The sequence below is a fragment of the Psychrobacter sp. AOP30-A2-5 genome (genome assembly GCF_052378115.1).
Classification (GTDB): Bacteria; Pseudomonadota; Gammaproteobacteria; order Pseudomonadales; family Moraxellaceae; genus Psychrobacter.
Genome location: NZ_JBQSXK010000010.1, coordinates 100,938 through 117,675, shown reverse-complemented (window position 1 = coordinate 117,675; position 16,738 = coordinate 100,938). Strand labels below are relative to the sequence as shown.

General features: G+C 42.7%; 16 protein-coding genes. 7 read left to right on the top strand and 9 right to left on the bottom strand.

Annotated features, from left to right (window positions below; translation table 11 throughout):
* The coding region (locus ACT3S4_RS09050) for a hypothetical protein (protein ID WP_444760909.1) at nt 1-265 on the top strand (265 nt) is incomplete at its 5' end.
* 76 nt (nt 266-341) lie between these two features.
* Here the strand turns inward: ACT3S4_RS09050 and ACT3S4_RS09045 are convergent.
* The 5 genes from ACT3S4_RS09045 to ACT3S4_RS09025 all read right to left on the bottom strand — a co-directional run bounded on the left by ACT3S4_RS09045 (nt 342) and on the right by ACT3S4_RS09025 (nt 5,463).
* On the bottom strand, nt 342-1,346 hold the full coding sequence (locus ACT3S4_RS09045; protein ID WP_444760908.1) for a YhdH/YhfP family quinone oxidoreductase: 1,005 nt from the start codon (nt 1,344-1,346) through the stop codon (nt 342-344).
* An 88-nt stretch (nt 1,347-1,434) separates the two neighbouring features.
* Nucleotides 1,435-2,412 carry a zinc-binding dehydrogenase gene (locus tag ACT3S4_RS09040; protein ID WP_444760907.1) on the bottom strand — a complete coding sequence of 326 codons (978 nt, stop codon included), beginning with the start codon at nt 2,410-2,412 and terminating at the stop codon, nt 1,435-1,437.
* A 141-nt stretch (nt 2,413-2,553) separates the two neighbouring features.
* Nucleotides 2,554-3,234: a GDYXXLXY domain-containing protein gene (locus tag ACT3S4_RS09035; protein WP_444760906.1), complete on the bottom strand. Its 681-nt coding sequence runs from the start codon at nt 3,232-3,234 to the stop codon at nt 2,554-2,556.
* Complete coding sequence (locus ACT3S4_RS09030) at nt 3,231-4,418, bottom strand: DUF4401 domain-containing protein (RefSeq protein WP_444760905.1); 1,188 nt, start codon at nt 4,416-4,418, stop codon at nt 3,231-3,233. Before ACT3S4_RS09030 ends, ACT3S4_RS09035 begins: the two co-directional genes overlap by 4 nt.
* Nucleotides 4,411-5,463 (bottom strand): DUF2157 domain-containing protein, encoded by a 1,053-nt coding sequence (locus tag ACT3S4_RS09025; protein ID WP_444760904.1) that lies wholly within the window; start codon nt 5,461-5,463, stop codon nt 4,411-4,413. Before ACT3S4_RS09025 ends, ACT3S4_RS09030 begins: the two co-directional genes overlap by 8 nt.
* Nucleotides 5,464-6,320: 857 nt before the next feature.
* Between ACT3S4_RS09025 and ACT3S4_RS09020 the strand changes: the two genes are divergently transcribed.
* From ACT3S4_RS09020 to oppF, 5 genes are all read left to right on the top strand, one after another.
* The gene (locus ACT3S4_RS09020) at nt 6,321-7,988 is read left to right on the top strand and encodes an ABC transporter substrate-binding protein (protein ID WP_227675998.1); all 1,668 of its coding nucleotides are present in this window, start codon (nt 6,321-6,323) and stop codon (nt 7,986-7,988) included.
* Nucleotides 7,989-8,289: 301 nt separating this feature from the next.
* Nucleotides 8,290-9,210: an oligopeptide ABC transporter permease OppB gene (oppB, locus tag ACT3S4_RS09015; protein WP_045442924.1), complete on the top strand. Its 921-nt coding sequence runs from the start codon at nt 8,290-8,292 to the stop codon at nt 9,208-9,210.
* A gap of 90 nt (nt 9,211-9,300) precedes the next feature.
* The gene (gene oppC, locus ACT3S4_RS09010) at nt 9,301-10,206 is read left to right on the top strand and encodes an oligopeptide ABC transporter permease OppC (RefSeq protein ID WP_201501720.1); all 906 of its coding nucleotides are present in this window, start codon (nt 9,301-9,303) and stop codon (nt 10,204-10,206) included.
* A 12-nt stretch (nt 10,207-10,218) separates the two neighbouring features.
* Complete coding sequence (oppD, locus tag ACT3S4_RS09005; protein ID WP_444760903.1) at nt 10,219-11,430, top strand: oligopeptide ABC transporter ATP-binding protein OppD; 1,212 nt, start codon at nt 10,219-10,221, stop codon at nt 11,428-11,430.
* Nucleotides 11,431-11,433: 3 nt separating this feature from the next.
* Nucleotides 11,434-12,462 (top strand): murein tripeptide/oligopeptide ABC transporter ATP binding protein OppF, encoded by a 1,029-nt coding sequence (oppF, locus tag ACT3S4_RS09000; RefSeq protein ID WP_444760902.1) that lies wholly within the window; start codon nt 11,434-11,436, stop codon nt 12,460-12,462.
* Nucleotides 12,463-12,903: 441 nt separating this feature from the next.
* On the opposite strand, the gene ACT3S4_RS08995 is transcribed toward oppF, so the two are convergent.
* Entirely contained in the window at nt 12,904-13,158 is a 255-nt protein-coding gene (locus ACT3S4_RS08995; RefSeq protein WP_045442930.1) for a DUF2798 domain-containing protein, read from the bottom strand.
* Nucleotides 13,159-13,417: 259 nt separating this feature from the next.
* Between ACT3S4_RS08995 and ACT3S4_RS08990 the strand changes: the two genes are divergently transcribed.
* Complete coding sequence (locus ACT3S4_RS08990; RefSeq protein ID WP_109590509.1) at nt 13,418-14,122, top strand: aspartate/glutamate racemase family protein; 705 nt, start codon at nt 13,418-13,420, stop codon at nt 14,120-14,122.
* Between the two features lie 25 nt (nt 14,123-14,147).
* Here ACT3S4_RS08990 and ACT3S4_RS08985 read toward each other — a convergent pair whose 3' ends face one another.
* The 3 genes from ACT3S4_RS08985 to ACT3S4_RS08975 all read right to left on the bottom strand — a co-directional run bounded on the left by ACT3S4_RS08985 (nt 14,148) and on the right by ACT3S4_RS08975 (nt 16,713).
* Nucleotides 14,148-15,191: an NAD(P)H-dependent flavin oxidoreductase gene (locus ACT3S4_RS08985; RefSeq protein ID WP_444760901.1), complete on the bottom strand. Its 1,044-nt coding sequence runs from the start codon at nt 15,189-15,191 to the stop codon at nt 14,148-14,150.
* Nucleotides 15,192-15,330: 139 nt separating this feature from the next.
* Nucleotides 15,331-16,083 (bottom strand): hypothetical protein, encoded by a 753-nt coding sequence (locus ACT3S4_RS08980; protein WP_109590513.1) that lies wholly within the window; start codon nt 16,081-16,083, stop codon nt 15,331-15,333.
* A gap of 252 nt (nt 16,084-16,335) precedes the next feature.
* Entirely contained in the window at nt 16,336-16,713 is a 378-nt protein-coding gene (locus tag ACT3S4_RS08975; RefSeq protein ID WP_444760900.1) for a DsrE family protein, read from the bottom strand.
* Between the last annotated feature and the right edge of the window lie 25 nt (nt 16,714-16,738).

Genomic DNA, 16,738 nt, shown 5'->3' with positions numbered 1-16,738 from the left:
GAATGGTTATATATCAGTGACCATTGATTATAATATTGAGTATTTGCATTCGAATGTTCAAGACTTAGTTGTTAGAACATTGAGTACTAACCTCAAATTAGACAAAATATCTATCTACTCTGAAATACTAGAGCCGACTCAAGATAATTTTGATAGTGCAGTAGAGCTAATGTCCAATTTCTATAATATTGAAAGATTAGAGACGCCAAGAATTAACTGTAACGAATTTGACGTTAAAAACATTGTGTTCGATATCAAACAATAATCTTTTAAAAAATAAAAAAGCAGCACCTCAAAAGAAGCACTGCCGTTGCTTACAAAACCTAACTTCTAACCAAATTCTATCCCTTCACATTCACCACATAACGCCCAACCACTTTGCTAGACATAAAGCGATCTAAATATTCAGGCGTTTGCTCAAGTGTAATCTCTTCACCATAGCTCCCTAGATTAGGTAGTTTCATATCGGTCGCGACACGCTGCCAAATGGCTTCTTTATCAGCCAGTGGAATATAAACCGAATCGATACCCAATAATGACACCGCGCGGGTGATAAAAGGTATCACCGACATCGAAAAATCAGCGCCGCTGGCTAAACCACAACTGGTCACCGCACCGCCAGATTTGGTTTGCTTTAGCAGGTTTGGTAAGTAGTCGCCGCCAATGGTATCAATAGCATTTGCCCACACCTCACGACCGATAGGCTTGTTACCGATTTCATTGATGGTGTCGCGATGACGTACTTCGCTCGCGCCCAATGCTTTTAAATGCTCGCTTTGCTCTGGCTTACCTGAGAAGGCAATCACCTCATAACCCAGCTGACTCAGAATAGCGATGCTGATCGTACCGACGCCGCCTGTTGCACCAGTTACCGCGACTGGACCATCACTGGGTTTTGCGCCCATTTTTTCTAGTTTTTGGATACTGAGTGCTGCGGTTAAGCCGCCCGTACCGTAAGTCATTGCTTCTTTTAACGTCAGCGTTTTTGGGCAGGGCAATGCCCAATCGGCAGGTATGGAGATCATCTGACCCAGACCGCCATCCGTATCCATGCCCAAATCATAGCCAAATACCAATACTTCTTGCCCTGCGGTAAACGTGCCTGATTTGTCACTGACAACGACGCCTGCTGCATCAATACCGGGGGTATGCGGATATTGTTTGGTGATTCTTTTATTGCCTGATGCCGACATCGCATCTTTGAAATTTAACGAGGAATAATGCACTTCTATTAACAAGTCATTTTCTGGCAAGTCACTGACGTTGCGTTCTTGAATACTTTTGCTAAAGCTGCCGTCGGTATTTTCTTCGACGACTAAGGCTTTAAAGGTTTTATTATTAGACATCATATTATTCCTAGTGAGGTTGTTTGGTGTGTGTTTTTACTTGCACGTACATCATTTGCAACTACATCGATATATGTAAGACAATAATTTATGCTTTTAACAACACCTTACCATTCTTACTTGCCTGCAATTTGCCATCGACGGCCTTGACGATATCTGCTAAATCAAACGTCGCTTCAACGGGCAGTTTTAAATTGCCATTGTTAGCACGTTCGATTAGCTCATCAATCAAACGCTGTTTGTTTTCAACGCTCATTTCTTGACTGATTTTGCTGCCCCAAAAGCCTTTAATCGTCGCTTGTTTAAAAATAATATGGGTTGGATCTAGCACCATTGGTTTGCCTGACATGATGCCAAACGATGCCAATGTGCCACCATGACCCAGTAACGCCAGCAGATCATTACTCGACTCACCACCGATAGAATCAACCGCGGCACTGATTTTCTCATCACCAAGGATGGCTTTTACTTGGTCTTTCCAGTCGTCATCTGAGGTGTTGATATTATGTTTGATACCCAGTGCTTCTAATTCCTTGATAGCATTGCCACTTCTCACGACATTAATGGTGTTAATACCACGCGCGGCGGCTAGCATGGCGAGCGATTTTCCGACCGCGCCATTGGCAGCATTATGAATTACCCACTGACCGCTTGTTAGTGCTAAAAACTCAATCAGCATCAGCGCGCTGAGTGGCATCGCAATGAGCTGCGCCGCCATTTCGTCCTCTAAGCTATCAGGCATGACGAATACCATGTCTTTTGAGGCGACAAAATACTCTGCCCATGTCGCTTGTACGCTCGCCGCTGCCACGCGCTGACCAACTTTTAAGTCTTTGACATCCTGACCGACGGCATCGATAATGCCGACCGCTTCGCTACCACCAATCGCTGGCAGCTCAGGTTTAAAGCCGTATTGACCGCGAATGGTTAATAAATCATGGTTGTGGATAGAGGCGAGTACCATTTTGACTCGGACTTCATTGGCTTTTGGTTCAGGAATAGGCGTGTCACCTAAACTGAGAACGTCAGATGGTTTGCCGAAGGTACTATAAGTTGCGCTACGCATAATTATTTCCTTTATTTATTTTTAGGTCGTGAGCAACGGTAACAAGTTTGTCTCCGTACCCTCAATGTTACTTTGGTTAAGGAATGTTATGCGTTGCACGTATTGTGCTTAATAATGAATAAGAAGTAACACAATAAACGTCTAATGAGAGGCTTTATCCTCTTGGCTTATGTCGCCGACGATGACTGTAAAATCACCGTCTGCCATCTCTGTGAGTAATGGCTCGCCTTTGTCATTGACGCGAAACAGACCATATTCAGCCGCTTCAAACGCCTCAGCATGACCTTCTTGAAAGAAGAACGCATTGGTCGCCAATTGCACACTGCCGTTACGAATGCGGTAATAAATGGGCAGCTCACTTTTAGTTAACTCTTCACGACTATTACTATCAGCTAAGCGGACAAAATGCCCCACATTATTGTCATCGATTTTCACAATGACATAACCGTCGCTTGGCTCATAAATACGAAAATCTGTATCAAACTCGTCTAATTCTACATCTAGTTCTGAGCCTAATTCGTCTTGTGTTGAATGAGGGTGCTTTGAGCGTATGGCATCAAAAATATCGCGCTCTAGCGCATAGCTTAACGTCATATAATCGCCTTGCATAAAACCACGGGGATCAACGGGTGCAAGTGCTAATAATACCGTTTTGCCAGTGGTGAGATGGTTTTCATATTTGATGATGTTCATCGTCATTACAATCAATATCAAGGCTAACCCCAGTAGGGCAATCGTAATCGTAACGGCTCGTTTTTTTAGCCAATGGCTGGATGGTGATGCTTCATCAACGAGGCGCTTAGTCAACATTTTCTGGTTCATGAGTGGCGCTCCTGATTGTCGTTAGCGCTCGGTTTTATATTTGCAAGATAGCCTTTAATAAGTGTCCAACGCATAAGTAGTAGCGCGATACTGATGACCAGCATAGAGATAGATTTAACCAATAACGAAGTATCGAGCTGGTAGTAATACCAAAATATATAGCTGACCAAGGCGGTGACGCCCAAACCTAACAGCACCCGTTGGCTATTAGCGATCGCAATGACGATGATAAGGCTGGTCGCGAGCAGTCCTGATACGTAAATCGATATTATCCCAAGCAATACAAGCGCACCACCAATGAAGAGTCCCGCTGCCGATAGTAATTTAACGTCGTAACGTTTTAGAATCAGATAAGTGGCATAAAGGCTGGCAAGTGTAAGCAATCCTTGCGCCAAATAGTAATTGTAGCGAAAAGTGTCGCCATAATAAGTAGCAAGGCTATGACTATGTTCAGCGGCGATAAAGTACACAGAAACGCACAACAGCATCAGCGCGCTGGCGTAACCAAGGGCTTTAATAATATCAAAAGCATCCGCGCGCCATTTACTAGGTATACGCTGCAATAGAGAATAGCGTGATAAGTTACTGCCAGTCGTAATCAGTGTTAATAGCCCCAAGCTAACCTCAGGTAGATGATAATAGTTAAGCAGATAAACCGTCAAACCTAGCGTCATTATGCTGCCCAATAGGCGATAGATACGGTTGGGCATAACGAGTGTCATAACGGCTTGCACGATTAAAAAAAGCCAAACATCTATAGGATGTGACAAATGAGTATCAAATAAAGCAAAGGCGATGTAGGCTTGCCCAGCCGAGCTAATAGCCAAGGCTAGGCTACTGGTAAAGGTATTATCACGGCTTTGCTTGTTTCTAAATAGGGCAAAACCCGCCGTGCTGAGTACTAGACCTGTAATTAACAAGGCAATCACGCTGTCAAAGCCATCGATGCCGAACAATAACAAAGACAAAAAGGCGATTAGAAACAGACTCGCTACAATACCGCTAAGACCAAAAAGTATTTGTATAAACCAAGGAGTATCGTTTTGAGAGTGATGATTCGCTATCGTTGCCTTAGCGCTGGTCTCACCAGTACGGGCATCAATCACATTGCCATCAATCAATCCAAGCTGTTGCAGCTGTAAAAGGACATTATCCGAGTGTTGATTATTCATATCATTACTCATAATTACCTCCTTTGACGACAGCACTGGGTATATTGTTTTCGCTGTTTAAACGTGCCGCATGACGCAGCCAAACAACCGCCGCTGAACTCATGCCAATCAACAATAGGGCTAAGATGAGAAAACCACCCATATCAAAATTGTCTAAAAACAACTTACCCGCCCAAAACATCACCACGACAATGACAGAGCCACATAAATAGGTCAGCATTAATAGATTGATGCGATACCAATAAAATCGCCAAACCATAAATCCGCACCAGCTCATCCATAGCAATAGAGTGATTAGCATCATTACAATATTGGCGTCATCAAAGACATAAAAAATGGCAAGGTAGGTAATAAAATAGCTGCTGAGTAAACCGACGACATAAGCGCTCCAATCCAGCTCGGACTTAAATCGGCTGCGTGTGACTGATGGTGGTTGACGGTCGATAAACATGAGCCACAAGTTTAGCGCCACAAAATTAACAGCGGCAAGCACGCCTATTTGTAAGACACCTTCATAAAAATAACTGACAAAGGCAAAGTCCATAACGCCGAAATATAAGATAAGACCAGTATTGACGAGCCCTAACCATAGCAGCCATAGCGCAGGGAAGCGGGCGATAATTACCCACGGAATAATCAATACGGCCCAACCAAAAAATAGCTGCCACGTATCAGCACCCGTTTGATAGACCTGCCCAAATAGCGCCAATAAGCTACCCGTAATCACGCTGGCAATGAGCAATAATAACTGCCGAACCAGCTGAAATTTCTGTCTAAAAGACAGTGCAACGTAAAGGGCAACCGTGATAACCAAGGCCCCTTCGACCAAAGCGAACTTGCCCATTTTGCCCATATTTATCCAGTTATAGGCAATAAAAAACACCAGCGATAATACCAGCGCTATCGCCCCGATAATCAGCATGGCTTTATCAAAAAAGACCAGCCATGAGCGTTTGCTAGGATAGACTTGCAAATGAATCGCTGCATCGTTGGCATGCGTCAATGGCAGTATGCCTTGCTTGAGTAAATGCTCGATAGTACGCCGTGGTTGGCTCATAGCGTCCTCTAAATAAAAAGATGATGTTGCTTATCTTAGCTTTTTTGTGAGAGGTGGGTGTACTAAAGTTTATAGTTTTTTACTCAATAAAACTCAATACGACTGAGCAAATGCTCTTGGATGAGATAGGCGCAAATATAAGCGCTCGGCCACGCGACTACAAAATCAAAATTTCATCAAGAGATCAGCGTTATTAGTTTTATAAAAAGGAATTAATAGTGATATTGGTAGGTATTCATTCTAAATTTAGTGATTTTTATCATGATCTTACTCAGCTTTTACAAAAATAAGTAATTGCAAAAATCAAAAAATTGCACGATTTTAAGTAGCGAATAAATCTGATTTTGAGTGTCGAAAATATAACACTATTATTCATCAGCATCGGCTTAAAAAATCTATCAAATGATTAGTTATTAACAATAGTCTTATAAATAAAATTCATCATATCTACTAGGGTTTTATTGCTTGATAGCATTGATTTCATTAACTTGACAGTGATAATTAGTGATTTAGAAACGGAGGTTAGTAGTAATAAGACAGGTTTCGAATGAACGGTAGTATATTGCTGATGAAAGGTAATAAATAGCTATAAAAGTTACTCAATTAATAGTAGTTACATCTAAGTTTTGGTCGTCGAAACTGCTTTGACTGCAACCTTATTTTGCTTGTTAGTATCGGGGAGGAATTAAAACTTATTGACATTTGTATCGTTTTTAATTACTAATAGTTGTCTACAATATGACCAATAGTTAGTTAAAATATTGTTAATAAACATAGTCAATATACGGATATATTAACTCGAATCACTACTATTTAGTTGATCCGCCTAGCCACTGACCAGCAAGGATAGCTATTATATGATGCGCACTCCTAATCACTTTTTGTCCTCTATATTTTTGCCTACCTCTCTTGCGCTCGCCATGTCTATGACTGGCTGTAGTAGCGATAAGTCTGGCACTGACAGCCAAGCAGCTGCCGTTGATCCTAATGTACTGGCTGATACTCAAGCGCTCGTCGTCAATAATGGTACTGAACCTGAATCACTTGATCCACACAAAGTATCGGGTGTACCAGAATCTACCCTTGGCCGCCAGATGTTAGAAGGTTTAACCAATACGGATGCCGAAGGTAAGACCATTCCAGCAATGGCAACCAGTTGGGAAAGCGAAGACAATAAAGTATGGACCTTTAAGCTGCGCGATGCTAAATGGTCAAATGATGATCCAGTAACGGCAGAGGATTTTGTCTACAGTATGCGCCGCTTGGTCGATCCAAATACTGCGTCGCCGTATTCAAGCTATTTGGTCGATGCCAAAGTAGTCGGCGCTGATAAAATTGTTGATGGTAAGGCTGGCATTGAAACCCTTGGCGTAAAGGCTATCGATGATAAAACTTTGCAGATTACTTTATCAGAGCCCGTGCCTTATTTTCCAGATATGTTGATTCATAATTCAGTCAAGCCCGTTCATAAAAAGACCGTTGAAGCCTTTGGTGATAAGTGGACAGCTCCTGAGAACATCGTGGTTAACGGTCCTTACAAGCCTACCCAGTGGCAAATTAACGACAAAATCGTTTTAACGCGCAACGCTTCTTATTACGACGATGCTAATACGACTATCGATACCGTCACTTTCCTGCCGATTCCTTCTAGTACGACTGACGTCGCACGCTATCAGGCGGGTGAAATTGATGTGACCTACAATGAGATTCCAACCGAGCAGTTCGCTTCGCTTAAAGAGCAAGTGGGCGATCAGCTAACCGTATCTCCTTATCTTTGTACTTATTATTACGAGTTTAATACGGTCAAGCCACCGTTCAACGATCCCAACGTACGCCGTGCTTTAGCCTTAGCTTTGGACCGCGATACCATTGCGGATAAAGTTATCGGTCAAGGACAGACGGCCGCTTATCAGTTGACACCCCCTGCCACCAATGGCGATATTGCAAATAGTCCAGAATGGTCGACTTGGGATCAAGAAAAGCGGGTTACTGAGGCCAAAAAACTGCTCACTGAAGCAGGCTATAGCGATAGTAATCCGCTGACTTTTGAGCTGCTATACAACACCAATGACAATCATAAAAAGACTGCGGTCGCGGCTACTTCATTATGGAAGCAAGCGCTCGGCTTCGTCGATGTGACTTTGACCAATAAAGAATGGAAAACTTATTTGGATACTCGCCGTAATGGTAATTATCAAATTGCGCGTGCTGGCTGGTGCGGTGATTATAACGAAGCGTCAGCTTTCTTAAATATTGCCAAATCTGACAATAGTGGCAACTACGGTAAATACAATAACGCTAATTTTGACAGTTTAATGGCGCAAACGCTGAAAGCTGGCGTTAGCCCTGAGCAGCGTGCCAACCTATACAAGCAAGCTGAAGCTCAGCTCGATCAAGATATGGGTTTACTTAACATTTATCATTACGTCAGCCCGCGTCTAGTGAAACCTTATGTCATTGGGTTTCCAACTAAAGATATATTAGACAATTGGCAGGTAAAAAATCTCTCAATTGCTAAGCACTAATCGTTTGACTGATCGCTGAATAATTCTATCGATTGAATGTCTGAGAGCGGTAAAAGCAGCTGGTTTCATTTATCGCTCCTATCAAATAACGCTGATAGCGTCATTAGTTTCATTTTTCACAGCCACTCTCATTAGGCGTGTTAGATGAAACTTTTGTTATTTATAAACGACGATTATCAATATTTTATTTAAAACCAAGTCATTGAAGATTGCTAGTTGAACGATAACTGGGCGTTAGGTTTGTGCTAGTTATCTCATTTTAATTTAGCTGAAAAATAAGCATCATTATAAAAGAGGCATTATGCTAAAACTGATTTTTCGGCGTATCTTAGAGGCCATTCCGACCTTATTCGTATTGATCACGGTCTCCTTTTTTATGATGCGTTTGGCGCCAGGCAGTCCGTTTACGGGTGAGCGTAGCTTGCCACCTGCGGTACTGGCCAATATCGAGGCCAAATACAATCTTAACGATCCTATGTGGCTACAGTATGTTAATTATCTAAAGCAGCTAGCGGTAGGCGACTTTGGACCGTCTTTTAAGTATAAAGATTATACGGTTAACGAGTTGTTGTCGCAGTCGTTTCCGGTCTCTATGGAGTTGGGTCTGTACGCTTTTATATTGGCATTGGTCTTAGGACTTATCTTCGGTGTTATCGCAGCCCTTAAGCAAAACTCATGGATAGACTACGTACTGATGGCCTTTGCTATGACAGGCGTTGTGATTCCAAGCTTCGTTAAAGCGCCATTATTAGTGCTGATCTTTGCCATTATTTTGCAATGGCTACCAGCTGGTGGCTGGAATGACGGGGCACTTAAAAACCTTGTATTACCAGTCGCCGCTTTAGCGCTCGCTTATGTTGCGAGTATTGCTCGTATCATGCGCGGCTCGATGATTGAGGTGATGAATAGCCAGTATATCCGAACGGCTAAGGCGAAAGGTTTGCCGATGCGCCAAATAGTGATGAGGCATGCGCTGAGACCCGCACTACTACCCGTTATCTCTTATTTGGGCCCAGCCTTTGTCGGTATTATCACAGGCTCCATTGTGATTGAGACTATCTTTGGTTTACCTGGTATCGGACAGTTATTCATTAACGGTGCACTCAATCGTGATTATGGGGTAGTGCTTAGTTTGACCATTTTAGTCGGGGTATTGACCATTGCCTTTAATGCTATCGTCGATATTTTATACGCGGTAATTGATCCAAAGATTCAGTATTAAGACGACCGTTTAAGCGCATTATCATTCCAATACGGTTTGATGGGTATCATTCATTATTATTATGCTAAATAGATTATTAAAAGGACGACTATGAGCCTTACCGCAGACCAGACAACTGACCTAGCAGACATAGGGGCTCAGGAAATCAAAGGCCGCAGCCTTTTGCAAGATGCTAAGCGCCGTTTTTATCGCAACAAGGCCGCCGTAGCCAGTCTTTTTATCTTGCTACTCGTGGCTGCTTTCGTCATCTTTGTGCCGATGTTAGCACCTTTTGGTTATGCCGAAACCGACTGGAACTTTATGCAGTCCGCGCCAGCCATCGATAATAAGCACTACTTCGGTACTGATTCACTCGGTCGTGATTTGTTAGTGCGAACCGCAGTAGGTGGTCGTATCTCCTTAATGGTAGGCGTCGCCGGCGCTACGGTTGCAGTGATTTTCGGTACGATATACGGTGCAACGTCAGGCTATCTTGGTGGCAAAGTCGATACTGTTATGATGCGTGTATTAGAGATTTTAAGCGCCTTCCCCTTTATGTTTTTTGTGATTTTATTAGTCACTATCTTTGGTCGTAACCTTATCTTAATCTTTGTGGCGATTGGACTGGTATCATGGCTGGATGTTGCGCGTATCGTTCGCGGGCAAACGCTAAGCCTAAAGAGTAAAGAGTTTATCGAAGCTGCGCACGTAGGCGGCGTATCAGGCTTTAATATTATCTTACGCCACATCGTGCCCAATGTACTCGGGGTGGTGGTAGTTTACGCCTCTTTATTAGTGCCAACGATGATTTTGTTCGAGTCATTTCTAAGCTTTTTGGGACTTGGTGTTCAAGAGCCGATGACCAGTTGGGGGGCGCTGTTGCAAGAAGGCTCAAAAACCATGCAGGTAGCACCTTGGCAGATTTTGATTCCCTCAGCTTTTTTGGTCATTACTTTATTTTGCTTTAACTTTATTGGCGACGGTCTGCGTGATGCGTTTGACCCTAAAGACCGCTAAGAGGGTGACATCATGAAAAACCAAAGTATGAAGGATAAAAGCATGGAGGGTAAAAGTATGGAAGATAAAAACATAGCCACTCAAAAGATTCATAACGCCGCCAACGCGCCTAGTGCTTCTGAGAAAATAGAGTCTAATACTACTACCTTTAAGATGGGTACTGGTTCAGCGCTCGATAAGCCAGCTAATGCAGAAAATACCTTGTTAGCAGTCAAAGATTTATCGGTACAGTTCACGACCGAAGAGGGTCTAGTAACGGCGGTTAATGGCTTAAATTTTAACCTACATGAAGGCGAAACCTTAGGTATCGTTGGTGAATCTGGTTCAGGTAAGTCGCAGACAGCGTTTGCTATTATGGGGCTACTGGCAAATAACGGTTATGCCAAAGGTTCGGTACGCTTTGAGGGTAATGAGCTACTAGGATTGTCACAAAAAGCACTAAATAAAATTCGTGCCGAGCAGATCGCGATGATCTTCCAAGATCCGATGACCTCATTAAATCCTTATATGAAGATAGGCGACCAGCTCGCTGAAGTATTGATTTTACATAAAGGCATGAGTAAAAAAGACGCTTGGGCCGAATCCATACGAATGCTAGACGCGGTTAAGATTCCAGAAGCCAAGAACCGTATTGGCATGTATCCGCATGAGTTCTCAGGTGGTATGCGTCAGCGGGTCATGATTGCGATGGCATTATTATGTCGCCCTAAGTTGTTGATTGCTGATGAGCCAACCACCGCGCTCGACGTTACTGTTCAGGCGCAGATTATGGTTCTATTAAACGAGCTAAAACGCGACTTTGGCACCACCATTATTATGATTACCCATGATTTGGGGGTTGTGGCGGGTATCTGTGATCGAGTACTGGTGATGTATGCTGGGCGTACCATGGCGTATGGAGAGACTGAAGAGATTTTTTATGCCCCAAGTCATCCATATACCATTGGGCTACTAAAAGCCATTCCGCGTTTGGATAACGATATGGGCAAGCTTGAAACCATTCCAGGTAGTCCACCAAATTTATTAGATTTGCCAGCAGGCTGTCCTTTTTATGAGCGCTGTTCTCATGCTATGGAAATCTGCCGTGATACACCGCCACCGCTGGAATTTCTACCGAACGAGCGTCAACGCGCTTGTCACTGGCACCCTGAAACACCCGTTGATCACTCACTAGATAGCTCAGCAGATATCGATGCCAATAATCAATCAGGGATGGAGGGCTAGCTCATGATGATACAGAATTTAGATAGCGCCAAAAGCAATAACCCAGCACCGTTATTGCAAGTAAAGGACATTCATACCACCTTTAATATCAAACGAAAAGGTACTTACTTTTGGCAGAAGCCTGTCACTCTAAAAGCAGTTAATGGGGTATCATTTGAGCTATTTGCTGGTGAGACTTTAGGGGTGGTAGGCGAATCAGGCTGCGGTAAATCAACACTTGCTCGTACTATCATCGGATTGATACAAGCTGATTCTGGCAGTATCAAGTTTTGTGATGAAGAGATGGTGGGTGCGTCCAAAAAGACCATGAGATTAAAGCGAAAAGACATTCAAATGATCTTTCAAGATCCGCTGGCATCACTTAACCCGCGCATGACTGTAGGGGATATTATCGCCGAGCCTCTTCGTACTTATTATCCTGAAATGAAGAAGCCTGAGGTGCAAAACGAGGTACGCGCCATCATGAAAAAGGTGGGGCTACTGTCCAATCAAATTAACCGATATCCGCATGAGTTTTCAGGAGGTCAGTGCCAGCGAATAGGCATTGCTCGAGCACTGATATTAAAGCCCAAAATTATTATCTGTGATGAGCCAGTCTCCGCCCTTGATGTCTCGATTCAGGCGCAGGTCATTAATTTATTGCAAGATGTGCAAGAAGAGATGGGGTTAGCGCTTATCTTCATTGCCCATGATCTTTCTGTGATTAAGCACATTGCTGATCGGGTATTGGTAATGTATTTAGGCAACGCCGCCGAACTGGGTTTGAACAAAGCCGTATATGGTAATCCGACTCATCCCTATACCAAAGCACTGATGTCTGCTGTACCGCTACCTGATCCTATTGCTGAGCGTAACAAGGTCATTCAGTTATTAGAGGGTGATTTACCCAGCCCAATCAATCCCCCGTCAGGTTGCGTTTTTCGTACCCGTTGTCCACTAGCTGATGAAGAGTGCGCACACATTAAACCCGTGTTAGAAGGCACCATAAATCACCGAGTGGCTTGTTTAAAGAACAAGGTTGAGGTGGCTTAAAAGTGGTTTTTGGTTTATGAGTATTGACTGTATTAAAAGCAGGCGGACTTATTCAAATGCTCTTAATACAATCTAATGTTTTTGCTCATTGGTTTTAAACGTCAGCAGTTAGCATCAATCAATCAGTTTCACCGATATCAATAGCCATTTCATTAAGTAATGTTGTTAGCTGACCACGATGATGGGCTTGGGGGTTGATTTATTACGGGAGTAATTAGGAAGGTCATTAAAGCCTCTTATCCAGATCCAGTCACTTATCATAAGATGACTCAACGTCCCTAATATCCAATCAAAAAATACCCTTTTATCTTCGCATAAAATACCTTCAGCAAGGCTGTGTATACAGCCATAGATTTCTTAATTCATAGCGGCATGATGATTTACCATCAGCTCACAGCAATGCTTCATCATGGCATTCTCATACTTTAACTTCTAGCTGGTTCAATAAAACTCAATCCTACTGAGCAAATGCTCTTGGATGAGATAGGCGCAAATATAAGCGCTCGGCCACGCGACTATAAAGGCATATTTCCATGAGTGAAACAGCGTGATAAAGAACCCATCGACGAATCCTACATTGATCAGCAGCAATGCAGTTGAGATAATCGTGGACATCAGCAGTGCCATTAAAAAGGTAAAAATAAGCCGATAGTACTTGCGCCGTGTGCGTATTCTGATGGTAGGGAATTTTGCCATAGTGTGGAGGTGTCCTACGTGGTGATGGTGGCGTTTGATGAACGATGAACGATGTTGCGTAGCGTCATGAGTCGTCATTACCAACCATGATATCGTATGTTGTTGAATGGATAAAATCGTTATTATCAATGGTGACATTCGTTATATTTTAATGACTGTTGTCTCATGCATAAAAATCAAATTCCCAAAAAATAACAAACTAAAGATGATTAATTTTGCTACGATAAAATCGATTACGACTCACAAATAAGGCAATAAAATGACCGTGCACAAGCAGCGAACATTGGGCATCATCGGTGGTATGAGTTGGGAGAGTACCGAGAGCTATTATCGGCTGATAAATGAGGGTGTCAAGGATAAGCTGGGTGGATTACATTCAGCAGATTTATTCATACATAGCGTAGACTTTGCGTTGATTAATAAGCACCAAGAGCAAGATGAATGGGCAGCGCTGGGTGTAATCATGGCCAGCAGTGCTCAGCGTTTGCAAGCCGCTGGCGTACAAGGGCTCTTGATTGCCTCTAATACAATGCATAAATTACTCGATGATGTGCAAGCCGCGACGCATTTACCCGTTATTCATATCGCTGATGCCACTATTGCCGCCATCAAAAAACAGAATCTGTCTAAAATTGCTTTACTGGGCACTCAGTTTACGATGACGGAAGATTTTTATAGGCAGCGTTTGGTGGATGCAGGGCTTCAAGTGTTGATACCAGAGAGTGATGCACGAGCAGAGGTACATCGAATTATCAAAAAAGAGCTGTGCGTCGGTCAATTTAAAGACAGCTCGCGCCAGTATTATCAGCAGGTAATTAAAGATTTAGCAGATCAAGGCGCAGAGGGCGTCATCTTAGGCTGTACAGAAATTGGACTGCTTATTAAACAAGCAGACAGCCCAATTCCCGTATTTGATACCACTTTGATTCATGCAGCGGCAGCGGTGGATTTTTTATTAGAGTAGCACGGACTGATAAAAATATTTAAGCCTATAACGTTTTGACCAAGCGCTCTAACAGCTCAATCGTGCGCTCTTGTCTGACCAAAGCGACGCCTTGTCCTGCCCATAAAGACTGATACTCCGAGTGAAGATTATTGGTTGCATGACCACGCAAAAATTTGGTCATCGCATTCAATTGTGGATAGGGCGGTAGCTCATGCGCGCTTTCAAAGCGAGCAAAATCACGCAAATAATCATTTAATAAACCACGAGCTTGTTTACCTGAAAACAGTCTCGTTAAGCGTGTCTCAGTACTGCGCTTATCTTCACTAGCGTCGAGTAGCGCTTGCTTATAAATGTCATTAATGCCGCATTTATCTGTGGTCAAAAACGCCGTTCCGATTTGCGCCAGCTCAGCGCCAGCCGTTTGTACCGCTTTGATATCTTGCCCAGTCATGATGCCACCTGCTGCAATTAACGGAATATCGGTACACGCGCGCGTTTGACTAATTAGCGTCAATAATCCCAATGGATCGTTTTCACTTTGCGCGAGCCAGCCACCGCGATGTCCACCCGCTTCGACCCCTTGTACACATACCGCATCAGCACCAATATCGCTCCATGCTTTCGCTTCTAATGGATGATTGGCAGTACCGATGACGCGCGTGCCTAGACCTTGCAGATGTTGAACTTGCTCGGCACTAATAATACCAAAGGTAAAGCTAGCGACAGGAACAGGATTGTCATAGAGCACTTGTAGCTGATCCGCGAAGCTTAGCGCTGGGCGCTCAGGTAGCGCAAACTCTATATTGTTTTCTTGATAGTAATGACTTAGCCAAGCAGGGATTTCGGTATCAAAGGTGCTCGACTCATGCTCAGACAATACCATTAAATTAATCATAAAAGGGCGATCGGTGAGCGATTTAATGGTGTCAATATGGCTATGCAAAACCTCTGGCGGCGTCATGCCCGATCCCAATGAACCCAGTCCACCAAAGTTACTCACCGTCGCTGCCAGCTCAGGGGTGGTTGCGCCTGCCATAGGTGCTTGAACGATAGCGTGGGTCAAATTAAGGGTATTCAGTAAGGTCATAACGGGCTTCCTTTGTCTGTTATTAGAATTTTTATCTCACTTACTTTAACAGAACAGGACAAAGAGTATGTTGGATAGTGTTTATTTAGTTGCTGAATAGGAAGGGTGAGTTTTGACTACGGCTTTGTAGTTAAGTGAATCAACTACATTTTTTGTCATACATATCTGAAAACGAATTTGAAAAATATCTAACTTTTACATCTAAAAGCTCTGAATCATCGTTTTCCCACTTAGGTAGCTTATTTCCAAGACTAATATATTCTTTGTATAGTCCATTTGTACTTGGTTGTATATTTGAAGGAGGTACCACAGCTCCTACCGAACCTTTATTTATACTAATATAACCATTTTTAGTCTTATAAGAAACAACATCGTAGCTGACCCAACCAGTATAAGAGTTATCTTTATCACTTCTAACCACTTCATTAGTAGTCATGTTTAGTGTGCGTAATGGATGTGATTTAGTTTGATTATAGTTTTGGTCGAGATATTTTTTGGCTTTATCATATACTTGTTTTTGTTCGTCCTTAGTATCGACAGTTTCCACAAGAAGTAGCCTTTGTAAGCGTTCTCTATCGTCGAAGGTTAAATATATATGTGAGATATCGATACTTGCAATCGACTCCATAGGCTCGCCATCATATATTGACCAATTAGGTAAAGTAGTAAAAGCATCACTCCCACAAAATAGTTTGAATGTATCAGTAGTCAGTTGACTATATTTTATTACATTAAGGCTATCTGCTTTACTACTATCAAACTCCAAATAGAAAGGCTTGTTATTTTCATTAGTAATATATCCATTGGTATTTGTAGAAAGCTCTGAACACCCTGTTAAAAGCATAGCGGGTAAAAGAAAACTAAGGAAAACGTTAGCTGATTTAATCTTCATTATAGATATGGCCAAAACCTAAGAAAATGGAATCTAAATATACTATAGCTCATATCACTTTACTACTTTCTACCCATCCATAAGCATAGGTTCTAGCTAAGGTCGGCAACTTGTATATACCTAATTAGTGAAGCTTATGAATTAGTGAATCTTATGAAATATTATTAAATTTTCAAAAAAAAGAGTCAGTCCCTAAAGCCGTGAAAAAGACAGCTAAGAGAACTAACTCAGTGTTAGAACTCTGAAAAAAACTTAATTCAACTGCAATGACCCTTTCGCATTCATCAACAGCTCAACCACATCGTCACCACTGATGACCGTGAAGCGCTTGTCGATGGCTGACTCTCCGATACCGTTATGTTTCATGCAAGCACTACAGACCAATACTTGGCCACCTTTTTCGATAAAGGCTTCTAGTAACTCGCCAGCAGGTTCAAACGGTGCACCAATATCCACTTTTGCCAACGCGTTGGGCAATGCCAAATGCACCGCATCTACCATCAATATCACTGAGGCAGAGTGTCCTTTTTTGAGTGCCACACCTGCCATGGTAAAAGCCAAGGTGATTTTGCTTGGATTTGATTCGCTATTGTCGAATAGAGTACCGACGTAATCCGTATTATTAATCATATTATTTTCCTTATGAGACTATTTT